22 protein-coding genes and 1 pseudogene are annotated in these 20,800 nt (G+C 62.5%); 11 read left to right on the forward strand and 12 right to left on the reverse strand.

Going from position 1 to position 20,800, the window contains the following annotated elements; all coding sequences use genetic code 11:
- Positions 1-98: 98 nt before the first annotated feature.
- Positions 99-626, reverse strand: coding sequence for a DUF3515 family protein (locus tag HGSM_RS04790; RefSeq protein ID WP_081581340.1), 528 nt, complete (start codon positions 624-626; stop codon positions 99-101).
- Positions 627-680: 54 nt separating this feature from the next.
- Between HGSM_RS04790 and thiL the strand changes: the two genes are divergently transcribed.
- Entirely contained in the window at positions 681-1,823 is a 1,143-nt protein-coding gene (gene thiL, locus HGSM_RS04795) for a thiamine-phosphate kinase (protein ID WP_019147613.1), read from the forward strand.
- Here the strand turns inward: thiL and HGSM_RS04800 are convergent.
- Together HGSM_RS04800 and rpmB are read right to left on the reverse strand one after the other, a co-directional pair.
- A complete protein-coding gene (locus tag HGSM_RS04800) occupies positions 1,811-2,320 on the reverse strand; it encodes a GNAT family N-acetyltransferase (RefSeq protein WP_019147614.1) in 510 nt (169 codons plus the stop codon). The genes thiL and HGSM_RS04800 overlap by 13 nt on opposite strands.
- A 244-nt stretch (positions 2,321-2,564) precedes the next feature.
- Entirely contained in the window at positions 2,565-2,756 is a 192-nt protein-coding gene (gene rpmB / locus HGSM_RS04805) for a 50S ribosomal protein L28 (protein ID WP_019147615.1), read from the reverse strand.
- Between the two features lie 524 nt (positions 2,757-3,280).
- Here rpmB and HGSM_RS04810 point away from each other — a divergent pair.
- Genes HGSM_RS04810 through rsmD form a run of 3 tightly spaced genes read left to right on the forward strand, consistent with a single transcriptional unit; the run spans position 3,281 to position 7,916 of the window.
- Positions 3,281-5,023 carry a DAK2 domain-containing protein gene (locus tag HGSM_RS04810; RefSeq protein WP_019147616.1) on the forward strand — a complete coding sequence of 581 codons (1,743 nt, stop codon included), beginning with the start codon at positions 3,281-3,283 and terminating at the stop codon, positions 5,021-5,023.
- Entirely contained in the window at positions 5,020-7,332 is a 2,313-nt protein-coding gene (locus HGSM_RS04815; protein WP_019147617.1) for an ATP-dependent DNA helicase RecG, read from the forward strand. The genes HGSM_RS04810 and HGSM_RS04815 overlap by 4 nt, the downstream gene beginning before the upstream one ends.
- Before the next feature lie 14 nt (positions 7,333-7,346).
- On the forward strand, positions 7,347-7,916 hold the full coding sequence (rsmD, locus tag HGSM_RS04820) for a 16S rRNA (guanine(966)-N(2))-methyltransferase RsmD (protein WP_040594664.1): 570 nt from the start codon (positions 7,347-7,349) through the stop codon (positions 7,914-7,916).
- A 98-nt stretch (positions 7,917-8,014) separates the two neighbouring features.
- On the opposite strand, the gene HGSM_RS13635 is transcribed toward rsmD, so the two are convergent.
- Positions 8,015-8,716 carry a GNAT family N-acetyltransferase gene (locus HGSM_RS13635; protein WP_019147619.1) on the reverse strand — a complete coding sequence of 234 codons (702 nt, stop codon included), beginning with the start codon at positions 8,714-8,716 and terminating at the stop codon, positions 8,015-8,017.
- Positions 8,717-8,784: 68 nt separating this feature from the next.
- On the opposite strand from HGSM_RS13635, the gene coaD reads away from it, so the two are divergent.
- The 6 genes from coaD (at position 8,785) to mutM (ending at position 12,516) form a co-directional block, all read left to right on the forward strand.
- The gene (gene coaD / locus HGSM_RS04830; protein WP_040594730.1) at positions 8,785-9,288 is read left to right on the forward strand and encodes a pantetheine-phosphate adenylyltransferase; all 504 of its coding nucleotides are present in this window, start codon (positions 8,785-8,787) and stop codon (positions 9,286-9,288) included.
- Positions 9,288-9,791, forward strand: coding sequence for a hypothetical protein (locus HGSM_RS04835; protein ID WP_019147621.1), 504 nt, complete (start codon positions 9,288-9,290; stop codon positions 9,789-9,791). The genes coaD and HGSM_RS04835 overlap by 1 nt, the downstream gene beginning before the upstream one ends.
- A 268-nt stretch (positions 9,792-10,059) precedes the next feature.
- The gene (locus HGSM_RS04840) at positions 10,060-10,554 is read left to right on the forward strand and encodes a YceD family protein (protein ID WP_081581375.1); all 495 of its coding nucleotides are present in this window, start codon (positions 10,060-10,062) and stop codon (positions 10,552-10,554) included.
- Between the two features lie 2 nt (positions 10,555-10,556).
- A complete protein-coding gene (gene rpmF, locus HGSM_RS04845) occupies positions 10,557-10,751 on the forward strand; it encodes a 50S ribosomal protein L32 (protein WP_019147623.1) in 195 nt (64 codons plus the stop codon).
- A 37-nt stretch (positions 10,752-10,788) separates the two neighbouring features.
- Positions 10,789-11,547 (forward strand): ribonuclease III, encoded by a 759-nt coding sequence (rnc, locus tag HGSM_RS04850; RefSeq protein ID WP_019147624.1) that lies wholly within the window; start codon positions 10,789-10,791, stop codon positions 11,545-11,547.
- A gap of 6 nt (positions 11,548-11,553) precedes the next feature.
- Entirely contained in the window at positions 11,554-12,516 is a 963-nt protein-coding gene (gene mutM / locus HGSM_RS04855; RefSeq protein ID WP_019147625.1) for a bifunctional DNA-formamidopyrimidine glycosylase/DNA-(apurinic or apyrimidinic site) lyase, read from the forward strand.
- Positions 12,517-12,566: 50 nt separating this feature from the next.
- Here mutM and HGSM_RS13640 read toward each other — a convergent pair whose 3' ends face one another.
- The 5 genes from HGSM_RS13640 to HGSM_RS04880 all read right to left on the reverse strand — a co-directional run bounded on the left by HGSM_RS13640 (position 12,567) and on the right by HGSM_RS04880 (position 16,651).
- Positions 12,567-13,427 (reverse strand): DUF6226 family protein, encoded by an 861-nt coding sequence (locus tag HGSM_RS13640; RefSeq protein ID WP_154646251.1) that lies wholly within the window; start codon positions 13,425-13,427, stop codon positions 12,567-12,569.
- A 268-nt stretch (positions 13,428-13,695) separates the two neighbouring features.
- Positions 13,696-13,923 (reverse strand): DUF2283 domain-containing protein, encoded by a 228-nt coding sequence (locus tag HGSM_RS04865; RefSeq protein ID WP_019147627.1) that lies wholly within the window; start codon positions 13,921-13,923, stop codon positions 13,696-13,698.
- A gap of 321 nt (positions 13,924-14,244) precedes the next feature.
- On the reverse strand, positions 14,245-15,213 hold the full coding sequence (locus HGSM_RS04870; protein ID WP_019147628.1) for a permease prefix domain 1-containing protein: 969 nt from the start codon (positions 15,211-15,213) through the stop codon (positions 14,245-14,247).
- A 1-nt stretch (position 15,214) separates the two neighbouring features.
- On the reverse strand, positions 15,215-15,568 hold the full coding sequence (locus HGSM_RS04875) for a PadR family transcriptional regulator (RefSeq protein WP_019147629.1): 354 nt from the start codon (positions 15,566-15,568) through the stop codon (positions 15,215-15,217).
- A 123-nt stretch (positions 15,569-15,691) separates the two neighbouring features.
- Positions 15,692-16,651, reverse strand: coding sequence for an NAD(P)-dependent oxidoreductase (locus HGSM_RS04880; protein ID WP_019147630.1), 960 nt, complete (start codon positions 16,649-16,651; stop codon positions 15,692-15,694).
- A gap of 176 nt (positions 16,652-16,827) precedes the next feature.
- Between HGSM_RS04880 and HGSM_RS04885 the strand changes: the two genes are divergently transcribed.
- A complete protein-coding gene (locus tag HGSM_RS04885) occupies positions 16,828-17,454 on the forward strand; it encodes a response regulator (RefSeq protein ID WP_051009716.1) in 627 nt (208 codons plus the stop codon).
- Between the two features lie 228 nt (positions 17,455-17,682).
- Here HGSM_RS04885 and HGSM_RS14815 read toward each other — a convergent pair whose 3' ends face one another.
- The 3 genes and pseudogenes from HGSM_RS14815 to cydC all read right to left on the reverse strand — a co-directional run.
- The gene (locus HGSM_RS14815; RefSeq protein WP_230197495.1) at positions 17,683-18,372 is read right to left on the reverse strand and encodes a sensor histidine kinase; all 690 of its coding nucleotides are present in this window, start codon (positions 18,370-18,372) and stop codon (positions 17,683-17,685) included.
- Positions 18,373-18,542: 170 nt separating this feature from the next.
- Positions 18,543-19,097 (reverse strand): annotated as a pseudogene (locus tag HGSM_RS14990) (GAF domain-containing protein); the annotation flags it as partial.
- On the reverse strand, positions 18,982-20,800 hold a 1,819-nt coding region (gene cydC, locus HGSM_RS04895; protein ID WP_040594666.1), incomplete at its 5' end, for a thiol reductant ABC exporter subunit CydC. The gene cydC and the pseudogene HGSM_RS14990, both read right to left, overlap by 116 nt.

The following is a 20,800-nucleotide window of genomic DNA, read 5'->3' on the forward strand; positions in this document are numbered from 1 at the left end:
GGGTCGGGGCCGCTTGAAATCGAGCGGCCCCGACCCTCTGTGCTGTCAGACTCAAACCCTGCGCTGTCAGACTCAAACCCTGCGCTGTCAGACTCAGACTAGATGCAGGAGCTCGTGGCCTCGATCTTGGCCACGGCGTTCGCCACGTCGAGCAGTGCCGCCGTAGGCTGGTTGGTTCCGAGAATCGCGGGCACCTGGACCATCATGGCTGGTGTGCGGCCGTAGGACACGAACGTGAAGCCCTTGGAGTCCTGGGTGGTGATCCAGTCGAAGGTCTCGTCGGTGCCAAACACGTCCGTGGTGATGGACTGGCAGTCCTCCGTGGTGGGCGCGGGTGGCTGCACGCCACAAGTAAACGTAATGGCGGCGCCGCCCTCACCCCACGCTGCGGTGGCTTGGCTCGTAGTCTTGGCGCGTTCCTGCTCAAGCACCTGATCGGGGAGCGCCAGCACGACCTTGGCACACACCGGCTCGGTGGCGTAGGGACCCGCATTTACGGAGATTGTGGGCGTGCAGGCGCTCAGCGCCGGCAGGGCAATGATTGCCCCAAGGGCAATTGATTTACGACGATTCATCCGGCCTCGTGGGCGGGCCGCGGCTGGTGCGATGGTGCGCTGGTACTTCACACCCGTACCCTATCTGGTTCGCCTGACTGTTTTGCTGAAAGGTAGTCTGAACTCGTGAATCTCACAGTTGCTGACCTTTCCGAGTCCGAGCTGCTCGCTCGCATTTTCCCGCACCTCGACTCCAATGAGTTTGTTGACCTAGGCCCAGGCGATGATTGTGCTGTAGTCACTGCGCCCGGCGGAAAGTTCGTGGTGTCCACGGACGTGCTTGTCCAAGACGTTCACTTCAAGACCGATTGGTCGAGCGGGTTTGAGGTGGGTTGGCGCGCCGCTATGCAAAACCTCTCCGACATCGGCGCAATGGGTGCGATCCCGTCCACGCTCGTGGTTGGGCTGGCCATGCCGCCGGCAACCGAAGTGGCGTGGATGGAAGACTTCGCCCGGGGGCTCGCGGCTGCAAGCCGCCAGTTCGGCGCAGCGGTGGTTGGGGGAGACCTGTCCTCGGCCCCTGCCCTGTTCATCTCGGTGACCGTGCATGGGCACATGACTGCCGGTATTCCTCCTGTGCTGCGTTCGGGTGCGAAGCCCGGGGACGTCGTTGCACACTGTGGTCTGCTCGGCTGGTCCGCGGCGGGACTGCGCAGCCTCCTCGCGGAGACAGACGCAAACCCAGGCGCTTCCCAAGACAACTCCGGCACCGCGAACCCCGACGCACCCACACCCATCAACCCCACCGGGGATGCGGCTGGAAGCCAACTCGATCGTCGAGAATCAGCACGACAACTGTTCCGAACACCGCTGCCACCAGTCTCCACGGGTGCGCTTGCGGCGCGCGCAGGCGCGCACGCACTCATGGACGTGTCGGATTCTCTGCTGCGGGACGCGGGCCGCATGGGCCGGGCGTCTGGGGTGGTGCTGGAACTGGATGCCGAGGCGATTGCCGCGCACGGCAACGCGCTGCCACAGCCCTACGCGGGCAGCCACTGGTTGAACAAACTGGGGTTGCCAGCGGTTCTAGGGGACCTACCTGCCCAGTCGGAGGCGGACGCCATGGCACTCAAACTCACTGGGGGAGAGGACCACGGGCTGCTGGCCACGTTCTCCCCAGGCACCGAGCTGCCTGCAGGATTCGTGGCGATTGGGACTGTGCTCAAGGCAGTCGCAGACGACGAACGGCCACACCTCCGTGGCGGAGGCGTGACCGTATCGGGTTTTGACGCGGGCGGATTAGGCGAAGGCTGGGATCACTTCCGGTAACGGAGCTCCAAGAGGTGTTCGCCAGCGAACTCCTCCAACTTTTCCACACCGTCTGGCTTGAAGCCGTGGTGCTCGTAGAACCGGCGGGCGCGGGCATTCTTTTCAAACACCCAGAGGTTCATTGAGCTGTCCGGCGACACGTTGTTCACAGAATTCATGAGTTGGCGTGCAACACCAAGACCCCACGCCTCAGGGTCCAGGTACATGGTGTAGAGCTCGAGGTCGCTCGGCTCGGCGTCCTCATCGTGCGCGGGGCCCACGGACGCAAAACCTAGTGCACGCCCGGCACTCTCCGCGATGAACACTGCGGTGTCATCGCGCACCAAGACTTCCTGCCACATCGGGATCTTGCCCTCCGGAGACAGTGAGTTGAGGTAACTCGCTGGCACGTATCCCGCGTATGCCTGCTGCCATGACAACGTGTGAATGCGCGAGATGGTCTCGGCGTCTTCAAGCACGGCGTCCCGGACAATTAGCTGTTCAAGTTCGTCTGCCATGACTCCAGAGTGCCACGTTTAGGGTGCCCTGCATAGCGATAAATGTGGACAGTTCACTCCCACCCACAGTCCTGATTCACCGTCCCCCTGCAAACGAGAGTGGGCTCAGTAATACTCTCGACGTCGAGAGTGGGCTCAGGAATACTCTCGATGGAGGGGGAGAGGGAACACAAAAGGACCCCCACCGAAGTGAGGGTCCCTCTGAGAGATTTGGGTGATCCCCGCAGGACGGGGAACATCAAAATCAGATGTTGCGAGTCACCTTGCCAGCCTTGAGGCATGAGGTGCAAACGTTAAGGCGCTTAGGCGCACCGTTGACGATTGCGCGAACGCGCTGGATGTTTGGGTTCCAACGGCGCTTCGTGCGCACGTGCGAGTGCGAGATGCTGTGCCCAAAGCTAGGGGCCTTTGCGCAGACGTCGCAGTTAGCAGCCACGGTCTCTCCTGATCGTCGTGCACGCCGCGGTGTCGCGGCGAAGTCAATTTCAATACTGATTCAAACGAAGCAGCAAGAAGTGTGAACATAAAAACCGAGGTTCTTAGTCTTTTCACATCGCGGCTGCTCCGCGCATACCCAGATTGGGCAACCTGAATAGGTTAACCGACGAATCGCCCGTTACTCAAATCAAGTGCCGGAGATCACTAGGTAGGCCGCTTCCGGTTTCTGATTGAGTTCCTCCTCTGAGAGGAACCATCATCAACTGCAAAGCGACTCTGACAAGTCTACTTGCTTTTGTGGTCCAAAGTCCCCGTAGAGGGGCTGTTTGGCCGGCAAGCCACGTGAAATCGAACACTATTGCGGGTGCCTCCCTCCATCAGTACTCGTTCTTGGGTGCCTTTGGAAGTCAGTTGCACCAACTAGGATCGATCTGGAGGGTATGCCAGTCCGTGTAGAACGGGCTTGGAGAACGGGCCCGAAGAACGGCCGCGAAAGCTGGACGCAATGAATGGAGAAGTTGGATGGACGTTGTAGCCGCCGCTGTGTGCGGGCTCGACACTGCCGCCATCCACTCCTGGTTCTCTCGTGCGCTCGAGCGGCTGCGCGTGAACCAGCCTGTCCTCAACGAGGCGAACGTGTATCCGGTCGCCGATGCGGATACCGGCACAAACATGTATCTGACCCTGCGCGGCGGCCTGCGCGCCCTCGAGTCCGCGCACTCTCCCGCGTCTCCAACCGATGCCTATGCGTTGGTCGCGCAGGGCGCTATCACGTCCGCCCGGGGCAACTCCGGCATCATCCTGTCCGAGTACCTGCGCGGTTTTTCCCAGTCCGCCACGCAGGCTACACCCCAAATATCCCCGGCCCGCCAACTCGCCGACGCCCTGAAGTACTCATCCGACAGGGCCTTCGCCGCGGTGGCCCAGCCCGTAGAGGGCACCATTCTCACGGTGGCCCGTGCCGCGGCTAGCGCCGCTGACGCCCTGATTTTCGACGATTGTGGTCCTGTTGACGTGGCCCGCGCGGCTTTGGGCGCGGGCCAGAGTGCGCTTGAGCAGAGCTCGCTTGAGCTTGGCGCACTTGCTCGGGCTAACGTGCTCGATGCCGGCGCGTATGGTCTCGTCATTATTCTCTCCGCGCTAGAGAGCGTGTTAGCCGGGGGTGAGCAAAGCTCCGTGTCCGGTGCGCTAGCGGGGGAGCGTGCTTCCCTGGCTCAGGCGCCCGTGGTTCCCACCCCGGCGCCCCAGATGTCACAGGTGCAGGCGTCGAGTCCTCACACCGCGACCGGCGAGGCTTGGGGCTCGGACGAACTGCACTCCTATGACCGTGCCGTAGGTTCAGGCCCGGCCCCGGACTTTGACTCGAAAGCGGACGATTCCTCCGTAGACGGTGAGTTCGAGGTCATGTACCTCGTCCGTGCACACACTCACGGGACGGGGACAGACCATTTCAGTGTCCGCCTTCGCGGCGCGCTGGCGGACCTCGGCGAATCCGTGGTGGTTGTCGGAGGAGACACTTCCCCGGGCGAGGCGCTGTGGAACGTGCACGTCCACACCGACACCCCAGACCTCGCACTCAAGGCCGCGGAAACGGTAGCCGTTGACCTAGGAATTGAGCACGCCACGCTGTCGCGCGTCCTCGTACGCGACCTGCTGCGCCAGGTCACTAACGCGGGTGGGCCACAGTCGGTTATCTGCACCGCATCCCCAGGGCTTGCCCCGGACCTCGCACGCGGTGGAGCAGTGGTACTCCTTGCCCGCGACGGCCGGGCAACCCTTTCGGACGTCTCACGGGGCCGGTCGGAGGCTGAAGGGGACGGGACCATGATCGTCGTTAATAGTGTGGAGTTGCGGCAGCAGGTCCAGGACGCCTACCCAACTGACCACGTCATTGTGGCGGGCGACGACGCGCGCGTAGTGGCTGTGGCCACGGCGATGACGCTCGCAGCGAGCGGCGGAGAACCACCCCGCGGGCCTGCGGAACTCGCAGCGCATCTGCAGGAAGTAGCGGACCGGGCAGCCACCTGGCGGTTTGACCAGCCCACGCGAGAGGCGCTGCGCACACTCATTCTGGGAGAGGTCCCGCCGAGGCCAGGGGCCATCCCCATCGTGACGATCCTCGCGGATGAACGCTGCCCGGTATCCCTGCTCACCGACCTCCACGCCGGTGTCGAGGGTGCCAACCCGGAGGCGGAACTCATAACACTGGGCTCGGGGCGCAAGGGGCACGGGCTAACGATGTCAATTGAATGGGTTGAGCAATGAAAGAACAGGTAGTGGTTCCGGCCGACTTCGAGGCCGCAACCATCCCATTCCTCGAGCGCCCGCTCAGCAAGCTGCTGGGTACCCGCACGGCCGCGCCGCTTGCCAAGATGGGCCTAGAAACAGCAGGTGACCTGCTGCGACACTACCCGCGCCGCTACGCCGAGCCGGGAACGCTCACCGACATCTCAGAGCTCAAGCCCGGCGAACACGTGACTGTCATGGCCAAGATTTCGAGCGCCACGATCCGGCACATGCGCTCGCGGGCCGGTGCGATGCTTAACGCCCGGGTTTCGGACGGTGTCCACGACCTCTCCCTGACATTCTTTGCCAAGCGGCAGGGCGTGCTGCGCATGCATGAGGACAAGCTGCGACCCGGTCGCGTGGGGTTGTTCACCGGGACAGTCAGCGACTACCGCGGCGAGCGCCAGCTCGCGCACCCCAACTACGTGATCGTTGGCCTCGACGCGGACGATGAGGACCAGGCCATCGCGGAGGCTGCCAAGCCTATTCCCATGTACCCCGCTACGGCGGCTGTGCCAACCTGGCGGATCGAGCGCTGCGTGGCCACGGTGCTGGGTCAAATGCACGAGGCCGACGTGCCCGACCCGCTTCCAGACTCAGTGCGAGCCGCGCACCGGCTGGACACGCTGTTTGAGTCGTTCCGGCGCATCCACCAGCCAGACAACGACGACGACTGGCGCCGCGCGCGCCGCCGCTTCCGTTTTGAAGAGGCGTTCATCGTGCAGGCGGCGCTGGTGCGCCGCAAGGCAGCGCACGCCTCGCTCGAGGCAACCGCGCGGCCGCTTGTGGCTGGGCCTAAGACCCTGCTATCGCGCTTTGACCAGAAGCTTCCGTTTGCCCTGACCCGTGGCCAGATCCAGGTGGGGCACGAGATTTCGAGCGATATTGGCTCGGCCCACCCGATGCAGCGGCTCCTACAGGGTGACGTTGGGTCGGGTAAGACCATCGTGGCGTTGCGTGCAATGCTGCAGGTCGTCGACGCCGGGGGACAGGCGGCACTGCTCGCCCCGACCGAGGTTCTTGCGGCGCAGCACGCCCGCTCGATCGAGTCGATGTTGGGCGAACTGGCGTTCGGGGGGATGCTGGGTGGCGCCGAGGGCGCCACTCGGGTGGTTCTGCTGACGGGTTCCATGACCACCGCACAGAAGCGCAAGGCACTGCTCGATGCGGCAAGCGGCGCGGCAGGGATCGTGATCGGCACGCATGCTCTGCTGTCTGACAACGTGCAGTTTGCGGACTTGGGTCTCGTAGTGGTGGACGAGCAGCACCGGTTTGGCGTCAAGCAGCGCGACGCGCTGCGCGCCAAGGGCGGGACGGTTCCGCACTTGCTCGTCATGACGGCGACCCCGATCCCGCGCACCGTGGCCATGACTGTGTTTGGTGACCTCGAGGTCTCGACCCTCAAGGAGATTCCCGCAGGCCGCGCGCCCGTGGCAACCCACATCGTGCCCGCGCAGAATGCGGCGTGGATGGCGAGGACCTGGCAGCGCGCCCGCGAGGAGATCGACAAGGGTCGGCGTGTGTACGTGGTGTGCTCGCGTATCAGCCCCGGCGATGACTCCTCCGACGGCGCCGAGACCATCTCAGACGACGCCTACGGCGAGAACTTTGGGCAGGGTACCCCGGGCGCGCTGTTTGAGGATGCGACCGCGCCAGGTGCGGAAAATCGTGAGCTCGCCTCCGTTGAGGTGCTGTCCGAGCAGTTGCGGTCACTCGATGCCTTCCGGGGGATCAACATCTCCGTGTTGCACGGGCGCATGGCGCCGGCGGACAAGGAAGCCACGATGGCCTCGTTCTCCGCAGGCCACACGGACCTGCTCGTGTCGACCACCGTGATTGAGGTGGGAATCGATGTCCCGACCGCCAGCGTAATGATCATCATGGACGCAGATCGGTTCGGCATCTCCCAGCTTCACCAGCTCCGCGGACGTATCGGCCGAGGCAACCTCCCGGGCGTGTGCCTGCTGGTGGCGCCCTTGTCTGACGACAACACGGATGCGCGAGTCAGGCTTGAGGCCCTCGCGCGGACCACGGACGGCTTTGAGCTTGCCGCAACCGACCTCGAACTGCGCCACGAGGGTGACGTGCTCGGCGCAGCGCAGTCCGGGCGTGGCAGCACGCTGCGTCTCCTGCGGGTCATGAAGGACGCGGACCTTATTGCCATGGCGCGGGAAGATGCGGAACGCATCATCGAGGAAGATCCCACCCTAGCCTCGCACGAGCGGCTTTTAGTGGCGATCAACTCATACCTGGATGAGGATACGCAGGAGTTCTTGGAGCGCTCGTAGTTTAGACTCTTTCGGTGACAAGAATCGTGGCTGGAAGCGTAGGAGGGCGTGCACTTAAGGTGCCGCCAAAGGGAACCCGCCCTACAAGCGAGCGTGTGCGGGAGGCAATCTTCTCCCGGCTCGAGCACTATGACGTGCTCGAAGACACCCAGGTGCTCGACCTGTTTGCGGGCTCCGGTGCGCTCGGAATCGAGGCCGCGAGCCGCGGGGCACGCGAGGTCGTCCTCGTTGAAGCATCCAAGTCCGCCGCCGCAATCTGCCAGACCAACGTGACCACGCTTGGCCTGGTCGGCGTAAAGGTCGCGCACGACAAGGCGGAAAACTATGCCGCCCGCCCCGTCACTAAGGCCTGGGACCTCGTGTTCCTCGACCCGCCCTACGACATCAGCGAGGAAACGCTCGGCGGAATCCTAGCCTCGCTGGTCCCGCACCTAGACGACCGCGCAGTGGTTGTGGTTGAGCGCGGAAGCCGCAGCCCCAAGCCGGGCGTGCCCGAGCAGTGGCGCCTCATCACCGAGAAAAACTACGGCGACACCACCGTGTACTACTACGAGCCAGAACTGCCCGTCCCGTACGAGGACTGACAGTTCCTCAACTACTTAACGACGATCTGGGCTGGGTCCGCACATCATGTGCAGACCCAGCCCAGATCGTCGTTAATGAGGTTTTTGGGTTGGAGGGACTACTCGAACAGGCCCACAGGAACGCTGTCTAGCTCGCTTGGCTCCCACAGCTTGACGGAATCGCTTGCGAGCGATTCCTCCACACGCAGAGCCGGGCCGAAGTCGTCCGGGCAGGTGTCCACGACCTCTCGGCGCAAGGCGCCGCGAAGCGGCCACGCCGCAACCAGGTCATCGTCAACAAACGCCTGGGGAGCAACCCACAGGGTCACCAGCATGAGCGCCGGAACGGGAGGATCGCCCTCACGGATCGCAGGCTGGAAGTAGGGGATGTCGAGGATCTTGCCGCCGTGGCGAGCGTAGAAGCGCAGGCGAGCGGCCGGATCACCATGGTCCTCGGACGCCTTGTGGTAGGTGGGATGTTCCACCTCGGCCATGATGATGGTCGGGTTGAACAGTTCTCGCCAAGCCGCCACGGCATGGTCGAGGAGACCACCGCCAACGCCACCACCCCGAAGGCCGGGCTTAAGGGCCAAGTAGAGGAGCATCATGACGCCCTCTTGGGTGGGTGTCGTTCCTACCGCACCGGCAATAATCTCATCGTCCGCGAGAGCACCAATGACGTGAAGGTAGCCGTTCTCACACGACTCGATGAACTCATCCTTATCAACCAGCTCAGAGAGCGGAAAAGAGGGTATGAGTACCTGCTCATAGAACTCGTTGAGATCCTGCTGCGATTCAAGTACGCGAAAAGTGAATGGCATATCCCTATCTTGGTCTGTTTGGCATCAAAAATCACGCCGACCGGACGGTTGTGTACTACCGTGACAGTGTGAGTATCGCTGTTTGCCCAGGATCTTTTGACCCGATCACGCTCGGTCACATCGACATCATCGAGCGCTCCGCCACCCTGTTCGACCGCGTAATCGTTGGAGTTGCAACGAATTCAGGCAAGTTCCCGCTGCTGGAACCCGAGCGTCGCCTGGAACTTGCGCGCGCATCCTTGGCCCACGTGCCCAACGTGGAAGTGGCAGAAGTCCCCGCACTACTTGTGGACTTCGCTCGGAGTGTCGGAGCTTCCGCGATAGTCAAGGGCATCCGCGGGTCGAACGACTTTGACGGCGAAACCCCCATGGCGCTGATGAATGCGCACCTCACCGGAATCGAAACGGTGTTCCTCCACGCGCGGCCAGCATTCGCGCATATCGCCTCGTCCCTAGTAAAGGACGTCATGCGATTCGGGGGAGACGTTTCGGACATGGTTACCCCCACCGTTCACGCGGCGATGGAAGCATCCATGCGTGAAAAGAATCTGTACTTAGGTAAGGAACAGTAATGAGTGAGCACAGCTACAACGAGACCTTTGTCGAGGGCGAGCGCCTCGGCGTTCCCGCACTGTTGGATGCTCTGACTGACGTCATTGAGCGCGCACGCTCCATGCCCATGTCCTCCTCCGTGCTGATCAACCGCAACGAGGCGTTGGACTTGCTCGACGAACTGCGCGAGGCGTTGCCCACCCAAATCACCCGTGCCGACGAGGTGCTCTCGGACGCATCCGTGGTGTTTGAGGATGCTCAAGCCCAGGCAGAGGAGATCGTTGCCGCCGCCCGACAGCGCGCTATCGAACTGACCTCGCAGCAGACTGTGGTTCAGGAAGCTCAAGAACACGCTCAGGCAATCATTGCGCAGGCGGAGGAAGCCGCGCAGCGGCTCACCACGGAAGCTGACGACTACTGTGACCGCCGCTTGGCAGACTTTGAAATCGACCTTGGGCGGTTGCTCACCCAGGTGCAGGCGGGACGCACCAAACTTGCTCAGCGCCTTGACGAGGGCATCTAGTAAGTTCGTGCGCGCCTCAGCGGCGTGATCGCTGTGTTTGGTGTCACGTCGTTTTGCCGCTCACACACTTGGGTCAGACTGCGGCCGTGGCGTAAGATGAATCGTTGCCCCTTTTGGGGTTGCATCATGACCGTTTCACTTCCGTTAAGGAAGCGCGCCGCGAGCGTGCCTCTGGGAAGTAGGAAAACTCAAGGAGATCATCATCGCAAACAATCCACGTTCGTCGTTTGTGCTCGATGTTCATGAGCTCAGCCGCCGCCCGGGATCAATGCGAGAAGTTAGCCTTGATCTTCCGGCTCCGGAGGGGTTCGGAACAGTCATTATTGGTATTCCCCAAGACAGCGAACTAGAGATCGATGTTCGACTCGAGTCTGTTGTTGAGGGAGTTCTCGTCAGCGGTTCTGTAGCAGGAGAAGCCGTCGGAGAATGTGGCCGGTGCCTGGATGAAGTTGTTTATGACATAAACAACACTTTCCAGGAGCTGTTCTACTTCCCCGAGCGCGCCAAAGCTGCCAAGGAAGAGGCTGAAGAGGACGAAGTTGAGATCGTAGAGCTTGTAGACGACGAGATCGACCTGGAGCCTCTGCTTCGCGATTCCGTAGTTTTTGCGTTACCATTTCAACCGTTGTGTTCACCGGACTGCCCGGGGTTGTGCTCTGAGTGTGGAGTGCATCTGGCAGATGAGGAAGGACACTCACACGAAGTGCTCGACCCACGTTGGTCGACATTACAGAGCATGTTCAACGAGACGAAAGAGAGCTAGCCGTGGCTGTTCCAAAGCGCAAGATGTCGCGCAGCAACACCCGTGCGCGACGTTCGCAGTGGAAGACGACTGCAGCGAACCTCACCACGTGCCCGCAGTGCAAGGGCGACAAGCTGTCGCACACTGCGTGCCCAACTTGCGGTACCTACAAGGGCCGCCAGTACGCCGAGGCGCTGCGCACCGAGCACGCAAACTGATTGTCACTAACTGACAGTTAGTTGGAAGGAAACTCCGGTGGCTTCGAAGAAAAATCGACAAGTTTCGCCGGCGTCAGAACTTCTTGAGAAGCTCGGGGTCCACTTGGACCCCGAGCTTCTTGTTCTTGCGCTGACACACAGATCATTCGCCCACGAGGCAGGCGGCATTCCCACAAACGAGCGACTCGAGTTCCTCGGGGATGCGGTGCTCGGTGTGGTCTCCGCAGAGGCCCTCTACAAGGGCTTCCCAGATCGTCCTGAAGGCGACCTAGCAAAGATGCGCGCCGCCACAGTGTCGCAGCGCCCGCTGGCGCAGATTGCTCGCCGGCTGGACCTAGGCAAATACATTCTCTTGGGCAAGGGTGAGTCCCGGACCGGTGGTTTTGACAAGGACTCGATCCTGTCCGACACCGTGGAATCCCTCATCGGTGCCGTCTATCTTTCGCACGGCCTCGAGACCGCGCGTACCTTTGTACACTTCCTGATCGACGACACCCTGGAAGAGGCCGCCCACATGGGCGCGGGCCTCGACTGGAAGACCTCCCTGCAGGAGATCTGCGCCCGACTTGGATTCGATTCCCCGTTCTACGAGAACACCTCTGACGGGCCGGACCACGCTCGTGTGTTTACATCCTTTGTGGTGATCGACGGGGTCAAGCGAGGCACCGGATCAGGTTCTGCCAAGAAGCACGCCGAACAGGCTGCTGCAGAGGACGCCTACCGGGTGCTTAAGGTGATTGAGGACAAGCGGCTCGCGAATGAGACTGCGCAGGCCGCAGACTCTGCGAAGGCATAGCCGAGCATGCCGGAGCTGCCCGAGGTAGAGACGGTACGCGAAGGACTAGATCGCCATATCGTCGGTAGGCGGATAGAGTCCGCGCAGGTACTGCGCGACTATTCGGTGCGCAGGCACGAGGGCGGGCCGCTCGACTTTGTGGACCGCCTTACTGGTCAGACCGTTAACTACGTTGCCCGGCGCGGGAAGTTCCTGTGGCTTGGGCTCGATGGCGTCGATGAGACCCTCGTGGGGCACCTAGGCATGAGCGGGCAGCTGCTGGTGAAGGCCCTAGATGGCTCGGCCGAAGACCACAAGCACCTGCGAGTGCGCCTTGTCTTGGGGCCTATGTCAGAGGCTGCGATGGGGGAGCGGCCTAGCGCGGAGGCACCCCTAGTGCCCGTGACTCTGGACTTTGTGGACCAGCGGACTTTTGGATATCTCGCGGTGTGCGAGACCGAACCCACGCCGGACGGGCTGGCCGCAGGACTGGGTAGTCATGAGGCGCGTATCCCCACGGTTGTCGCCCACATCGCGCGCGATCTGCTCGACCCAGCGGTGGCGTCAGGGACACCCGGACGCAAGGCCTTGGTGCGCCTAATCAAGTCAAAGCCCGCGGCGATTAAGCGCGTGTTGCTCGACCAGACAGTGGTGTCTGGGATAGGTAACATTTACGCGGACGAATCCCTGTGGCGGGCCGCCGTGCACGGCGAACGCCCCGCAAACAAGCTGACAGGGCCGGCGATTGACCGGCTGCTCGACCACGCCTTTGACGTCATGTCCGAAGCTCTCGTGCAGGGTGGAACCTCGTTCGACGCGCTGTACGTCAACGTCAACGGTGAGTCCGGGTACTTCGATCGTTCCTTGAACGCCTACGGGCGCGAGGGAGAGCCGTGCCGCAGATGTGGGGCGATCATCCGACGGTCCGAGTTCATGAACCGGTCCTCGTACTGGTGCCCGACGTGCCAGACGAGGCCGCGGTCTACGTAATAGTTCTCAGATTCAGTCAAGTAAGGCTCGTGTGGCGGCCTGGCAGGTAGCTACTGGTCAGACCTCACGCGGAGAGGCCAAGGCAACCAGTCACCTTCTGGGCTTATGGCGCTCAGGGCGGACAGCATGGCTTGGGCCCGATCTAGTACCGCCTGCGGAAGGTCACTAGCAAGTACAGAACCGCCAACGGCTGAGCAGTTCGGAGCGGGCCTTGTGAGCTGAAATGAATACACTGATTCATCGGCATCGTGGGTTGCCGCAGATCCAGAACGCAGCTTGGCGTTCTCAGCAATGACACCAGGGTCGGACGTCTCTTGATCAGGGCCCTTAGTTGCAAAAGAGGTAATTTCAACCCAGGTGCCGGGGGCCAGTCCTGGAAAATTCTTGTCGAGGAAGTCGAACGGCATGAAGTCGTCTGGACAGCCCATAGAAGTGCTTTCTTTGAGCCCTCCACCGATGATTGCAAAGATGCTCTGCTCGAGTTCGTTCATGCAGTGTTCGACGGACTCATCGCAAGCGTCGCAACCACAGTCTGGAAACTGCTCGCTGAAGAGTGCTCCCGCACCCAAGGTGATACCCGGTTGGTCTGTAAACGCAATGAGGATCTCTGCTGTGCCAGGCACATTAGGCGATAGTTTTACCGCCCGAGTAACGGCATGATAAATGACAGGGTGATCGAGGTCAGCCACGAGATGGCTGCCTTCTTCAATGCGAACGTCATAGGTTGCATTCAGATGATTGATGAGTGCATTGGCAACTATGTGCAGAGGTGCGAAGCGATCGGGATGTCGGGTTTCGGAGTACTGGTCATCTGGTGGCGAGTCGGGCCAACGGTTGCCATAGTTGATGATCTGCCCGTCGTCGTCTCGAAACTCCACTGGAACGATCGTGGGCCGGATGTACTCAGTCATGTTCCGCAGTGTACCCATCACGTGACGCAGTTCCCCGACACCCGCAGCGATCCTCTCTATTCTTGACGCGTCGGCGGACGTGAATCCTTGTCGTTGAGTGGAGCAGAGCGTCATCTGATCGGCGTGAGTGTTCAGATGACATGTCATGCAGCAATGATCATTACCCAGATCATTGGTGCCCAAGATGCCTTCTCGAAGGTTAGTGACATCCAATGAGGCAAGCCGCACTCTTGCGATCAGCAGTGATGCTTTGGGGCACACACCTGTGTTAGTTGAGGCGAATCGCGGCAGCTAAGGTTTCATCCTTGAGAGTGTCGGACGCCCCGAGGACTTCGATTCCTAGCAGCCGCCCCTCATCATCGAAGTCGAGGATGATTTCCGAATCTAAGTTGGGTGTTTTGATGGATGAGACTTGCCGGGAAGCTTCCCCAGGTCCAATGCTGTGGACTACATAGATGTACGCGGCATCAACTTCCGGGTCATACTCGATATGCATCTCAGCATCCTACTTGTTCAACGAATGGGTCACGGCAGCGTCGACCGTCGTAACTAGGATCTCGGCGCAGTGTGCGCCCGACTGGCTCTCTTTCGCACCACCTTATTCCCGACGATTGTGGCTGGCACCCAGCCACAATCGTCGAAAATCTGTTGAGACTTGGGCACGTACCGGGCGGGACTATCCCGCATGCCCGCCACCGCAGCAGGGAACCCCCGAGATTGCACCTGGGGGGCCGAGATCATAGGGCCGCCGGGCAATCTCGAACCCCCAAGTGCAATCTCGGCGCAGTGGCGCTGGCTCGGCAGGTGAACCGGTCCCTTAACGCCTGTTGGGTGAGTTGTGCCCCAGTGCTTTGCGCCACGAGTCAAAGATCTCCCAGGCTGTTGCTGCGGCGATTCCCAGCGTGAGCAGGGTTGTGAGAACTGAGGAGCCGTCCGCGTCGATGGTTACGTTGTTCGGCGTGAGTGCTCGGTCGACAAACTCCGGGTTGATCAGCTCACCGCGTGAAATCAGCGTAAGCACGATGGCCGCGAAGGCCAGCGCGATGACGGTATTGATCACAGCGAGTGAGAGTGTCCAGCGTCCCTTCACGTGGACGGCGATAGCCAGGGCTGCCTGTACCGCAAGGATCACCAGCAGGGCCGAGATAACCCACGGCCACAGGCCCGGGTTCAATATCGACACCGTCTCGTTGCCGGGGCGGAAGAACCCGATGAACCTGTCCCATAGAAGCGCACCGGCGCCGAGGGCAAGGAATCCGAGTTCGAACCCGAGCTCCACACGGCCACCCGAAGGGGCCTCCGGGTCGGGGAGTTGTTCGGGGTCCCACGCGAGGCCAAGGTCGGTGCCCGTGCGCTCGAGGATCACGAAGACGACGGTCACCCAGAAGGCCACATGAACGGCTGTGGTTAGCGCGATCCCTGCAGCGCCAAGCAGGACGTCAATGGTTGAGGAACCGGCGAGCCCCTTAGCGATTGCCGTTCCACCCGCCGCGCACAGCGGGATGACGACGATCAGGATCTTGAGCAGTCGCTGCCACGTGAGGTAGTACTTGGGGCCGATGAGGTGCAGGGGCCGGTCCGCGTAGCCCGCAGCGAGCGCGCTCGGGTCTCCGAGCTCCAGCAGCACCGCCTTTTCAGCGTCTGCCGGGAGCGCACCCTGTTCGATGTGGGACTCGATTGCATCCGCAATGGAACCGGAAAGCTCGTCTCTCACATCCTGCTGGAGGTGAGCAGGAAGGCTCTTCACAGTTGCCTCGATGTATCTGGTGGTCAGTGGTGCAGTCACGTCAGTTCTCCTCTGCGTGTGGGCCTGCTGGGTCATTCAAGGTTGAGAAGGCCGCGTTGAGTTCGCGCCATTCTGTGATGAGGGCTTGTTCCAGCCGTTTGCCGGCGTCGGAGGTCTGGTAGAACTTCCGGGGACGTGCCTCGTCGGTGTTCCACTCGCTGACTAGGTAACCCTGCTTTTCCAGGCGGCGCAGGAGAGGGTAAAGGGTGTTCGCGTCCGTTGCGAACCCGATGCGCTCGAGGTCCTCTAGGAGTCCGTAGCCATACCCGGGAGTGGAGAGGAGCGTGAGGCATGCCAGCACAATCGTGCCGCGGCGCAGCTCCTGTAGGTGGATGTCGAACTCTCCTGTGCTCATATCTCACACGATAGTGTGTGTCGCACAGTAACGTCAATGGAACAGGTAAGGTACCCCTGTGCGCTCTGTATTGCTGCAGGTGAGAACACTGTGTGACGGGCAGTTGACCCAGTTATGAACTTGCTAGTTGACCCGGTTGTTCAGCGGCTCTCCCGAGAGGAACCTGCGTACGTTCTCACCGATCAGTCGGTCTACCTCGACGGGACGGCCGCCCGCAGCATGCGGTGTGAGGATGACGTTAGGCGCGGTCCACAGGGGAGAGCTTGCCGGCAGCGGTTCCTCGGCGAACACGTCGAGAGCAGCGCCACCGATGGTGCCGGCGCGCAGCGCGGAGTCCAGCGCGTCCTCGTCGACTGTTGCCCCGCGACCCACGTTAACCACCCAGGCGTGGGAAGGGAGCGCGTCGAACACAGTCTCGCCCATGATTCCTTGGGTCTCGGGGAGCGAGGGCAGAATGTTGACCAGGATGTCGGTGGAGACCAGAACATCGAGCACCTCGGAGACCCCGACCACCGGGTATCCGGCGCGTTCGCCCGCGCTGTTCGCCACGCCCGTAACCCCGGCGCCCAGCGCTGTCAGCAGCGGCGCCAGCGTTTGCGCGATTGAGCCAAAGCCCCAGATCGTCACCCGCGCCCCGCGCAGGGTAGCCAACCCCGGAAACCCAGTGGATGGGTCACGCTGCGGCCCGGGAGGCTGGACCCCGCCCAGTTCGGATGCCCAACGCCCCTCTACCTGCGCCGCATAGAACCGGTCTAGCCTGCGCACGGCGGCAAGGATGAGCATGAGCGTGTGCTCAGCCACGGGAGCGTCGTGATGCCCGGACGCATTAGTGACCAACACCTTGGGCGCAAACCCCACCGAGTCAATCAGGTCCGTTCCGGCGGACAGCGCGCACACCCACTCCAGCCCGGTCATGCGCTCACGCGCGTCCACGAGCTGCTCGCGGGTGTTGCCCCACACCACCAGGCACTGCGCACCAAGGTAGTGCGGCGGCAGTGGCACCGCTGGGTCGTAGTAGTCGTAGTCGACTCCCGCAATCTCGGGGAGTGCCTCCGTCACGGTGGTGGGAACGAGTATCTGCATGTCTCCACCTTGGCACATTCCGCTGCGAGATGGCCCCAACAATTCGGGCACAGCAGCAGAAACTCTTTCTGCCCAAACGTCGTATTGCGCGAGTTCGCCCGCGCTTTCCCATGCCGTTCGTTTAACATTGAGGGGTGGAGAACTCGAACAGCCTGAACAGCGCAGACATTCGCGTCATGATCGTTGATGACCACGAGGTCGTGCGCCGCGGCATTGCAGAGGTAATTGACCGCGCGGACGGAATGGGCGTTGTCGCCGAGGCCGGAAGCGTCGCCGAGGGCGTCCGCCGTGCGGAGCTCGTCAACCCTCAGGTAATGCTCGTTGACCTGCAGCTTCCTGATGGCACGGGAATTGACATGATTCGCGCCGTGCGCGCGAATCGCCCAGACATTCGCGCGATCGTGCTGACCTCGTTCGACGATGACACTGCGCTCGCAGCAGCCCTTGAGGTTGGCGCAGCAGCGTACGTGCTCAAGTCGGTTCGTGGCGCCGAGATCGCGGAGGTCGTTCGCGCGGTTGCCGCTGGTCGTGTGCTGCTCGATGAGCGCACCGTGACTCGCCGCCGCAAGGAGAACGACGACCCCACCGAGGATCTCACCCCGAGTGAGCTCCGCGTGGTCGAACTGATCGGTGAGGGCCTGTCCAACCGCGAGATCGCGGAGCGCCTGTCGATCGCCGAGAAGACGGTCAAGAACCACATCACCTCGCTCCTCGCAAAGATGGGCCTGCAGCGCCGCACCCAGGTGGCCGCGTGGGTAGCATCGCGCAAGCACCACGCGTGGTCGAGCGAACCAGGCAACTGAACCAGCCAACAGCGATAGGGCGGCCTCCTTTACGGAGGCCGCCCTATCGTCGTAAATAAGCACAGTGGGATGGTCCATCAGTGATGGACCATCCCACTCTGTATTTTCGACGATTGTGCTGGGACCCAGCGCAGGTCTCCCCGAGTGCCGCTCAGGTGCGTTGAGTGCCGTCCCCGCGCGACGGCACTCGCTGCAGGAGCACGGCACTCATGCTCGTCCGCACCTCACTCAGTGGGAGAACTTCCATTCGTCGGGCAGGTCACTGCCACCGATTTCGGCGTGGTGAGAGGAGATTGCTTCCTGCTCCTCGAGGCGGGCGCTCTTGAGTGGAGCATTCCACTTGAGCAGGGCGCCGTGGCCGGTGGAGGAGTTCTCGAGCGAGTACTCACCGCCGTACTGGCGTGCTCGGGCAGCGATGTTCCACGTGCCGGACTTGCGGCCTGAGACGAACTGGAGGCCGATGCCGTCGTCCTCGACCTCGACCTCCACACGGCCGATGCCGTCGTGGCTCATGGCCGGGGTGGTGACGGTGACACGCACGGCCACGGACTGGGCCTGCGCGTGGCGGGCGGCGTTGGCGAGGCCCTCGCGGCACACGGCGAGGACGTCGTCGGTCAGGTGCTTGCTCACCAGGTCATCGATGACCTGCTCGTCCTGGTCGAGCGCGCCGATGGCGCGGTCGTCGAGCATGATCACCAGGGATGGGGCGAACCCGAGTCCGGTGCGGGCCAGCGAAGCCTCGCGGCGCAAGCGCTCGACCAGACCTGTGGCGGCGTCAGGGTCGCGCAGCGAGTGGACGATCGAGCGGATCTCGCGCACCGAGTTGTCGATGTTGTCCAGGGCCTCGTCGAGAATGGCGATGAGGCCGGCCTTGTCGAGGCCGCGGGCAGCACGGCGGCGGACCACTTCGAGCTGCATGCCCGTGGCAAACAGCTGCTGGATGGCCAGGTCGTGCAGGTCGCGGCGATGCGCTCGCGCTCCTCCACGAGCTTGCCCATATCCTGGGTCTGGCGCGCCTCGGAGACCACGAGGGCGAGTGCCGCCTGGTCCGCAAAGGTTGAGGCGCGCTCCATGTCCTTGGCAATAAAGGACTCTTGGCCGACCTTGCGCAGGAGCACAAGGACGCCCACTGGCTTCTCACTCGTGCCCATGGGCGCGTACAGGGCAGGCCCATACTTTCGCATCTCGGGTACAGCGATTGCCTTGGCATCTGCGAGCGACGGAATGTTCTTGGGCATTCCGGTGCGCAGTGCGGTCCAGGCAACCCCATCGTGCGGCATCGCGAGGCCAAGGATATCCTCGGTGCCCCAACCACGCACGATCTCAACGATCAACTCGTTTTTGAGGCCGGGCAGGATGAGTGCGGCGGCGTCGGCGTGCGCGATCTCGCGCGCCACCGTCACGATGTGCTCAAGGACCTCGTCCTCGGGCGAACCCTGGAGGAGCATCGTGGTGATCTCTGATCCGGCACTCAACCACTTTTCGCGTTCGATGGCATCGGCTTCTGCGGGCATCACGATGGTCTCCTTAGGCTTCGTATGATTCGGCGGCGAGCGCCTCACGGTAGTCGGCGTTGCGTTCCAGCAGGTCGCTGTGGTGACCGCGATCCGCCACCGTGCCTTCTTGCAGGATAAGTACCTCATCGGCATTGTGCATAGGTGTCAGGCGGTGTGTCGCGATCACGAGAGTGCGCTCGCGTGTTCCGCTGTCACTTCCTTGGATGATGAGGTCCTCGATGAGGCGGTCCGCGGTGGCGGGGTCGAGGTGCTCCGCCGGCTCATCGATCAGGATGACCTGGGCCGATGAGGACAGCGCGCGGGCAAGCAGCAGCCTGCGCCGCTCGCCGCCGGACACCGTGCCGGCGTCCCCGCCCAGGATCGTGTCCATCCCGTTGGGCAGCTGGGTGAGCCACTGGTCGAGGCCCGCGCCTACGAGTGCCTCGTGGGCTTCGTCCCTAGTCAGGTCGCCGCGGGCCACGCGCAAGTTCTCGTACACGGTGGTCTCAAAGATGTGCGCGTCCTCGGACAGGAACACCACGTCCTTGGCTAGCTCGTGGTGGTCGATCTGGGACATGTCCCGGCCGTTCACCTCGAGGTGCCCCGCGTGCGGGGCCAGCAGCCCTGCGAGTGTCATGAGCGTGGTGGTCTTGCCGCTTCCGCTCGCACCCACCAGCCCGATTGTGGTGCCGGGTTCCAGCGTGAGGTCCAGCCCTCTGATCACCGTGTGGCCGGGCCACCCGGTGGCGAGTCCCTGTGCGCTGATGCGCACAGGTCCTTCGGACCTGATTATCGACGATCCACTCACGCCCTCCTCCACGTCACCATCCGCTGGGGCGGGGCGGGAAGAAGCTGCCTCAGTGGAAGTTGTGGGCTTCTCGAGGGCGAGGGAATCGTCGAGAAGCGACATGATGCGGGTGGCAGCCTGGCGCGAGGTGTGGACCTGGATTGCGGCAGTGGGCAAGCCCTGGAGGACCTCGAACACCGCGAGAGGCGTGAGCACGATGACTGCGAGCTCCACAGGAGCGAGCGAGCCGTCGCGCACGGCAGGAATCGCGAGCACGGCAATCAGGAAGGCGGAGGCCACGAGCGCAAAGGTGAAGACTCCCTGGGCGAGGCCCTCCATCTTGGCGCTGCGGTCGGTGGCCTTGAAGATCTTGGTCTCGATGCCGGCGAGCTCGTCCAGTTTGGAGTCGAGTGTGCCCGCAACGATGATCTCTGCGGACTGGGTGACGATCTCGTGGCTGAGGGCCGACATGTCGGCGCGAGCCTGCGAGGTCTCACGTTCGGTGTTCTTGGCAGCGCGTTGTGCGAGCCATGGCGCGAGACCGCCTGCCAGCAAAATGCAGGCGGCGAGTGCGACGGCAGCGCCGGTATGGAAGATGCCCACAAACACGACCGAGCCGGTGGCTAGGATTGCGGCCACGACACCGGGAAGGATGCCGCGGACCACAAGGTCACCCACGTCGTCGACGTCCTTGGACACGCGGGCCAGAAGATCGCCGCGCTTGAGTGAGGAGATCTTGTCCAGGCGGCCCACAGCAAGGCGCGCGTAGATCTCGGTGCGCAGGTTGGCCATTCCCTTGAGTGCAACGGAGTGCGACGCGAGGCGCTCAAGATAGCGGAACAGCCCGCGCGCAATACCGAATGTCCGCACGCCTACGGTGGCCACACTGAGCTGGAGCACGGGAGGCATTTCTGACGCGCGGGCGATGAGCCATGCGGACGCGGCTGCGAGTGCGATCGACGAGCCGAGCGCGATGACGCCCATCAGGACCGCGCGAAGAGCCTCAAGCTTGTTGATGTGCAGGAGGCCTACGGCGCGGCGCAAAGGGGCCGCGAATGAAGGG

Origin of the sequence: Timonella senegalensis JC301 (assembly GCF_000312125.1) — a bacterium.
Classification (GTDB): Bacteria; Actinomycetota; Actinomycetes; order Actinomycetales; family Cellulomonadaceae; genus Timonella; species Timonella senegalensis.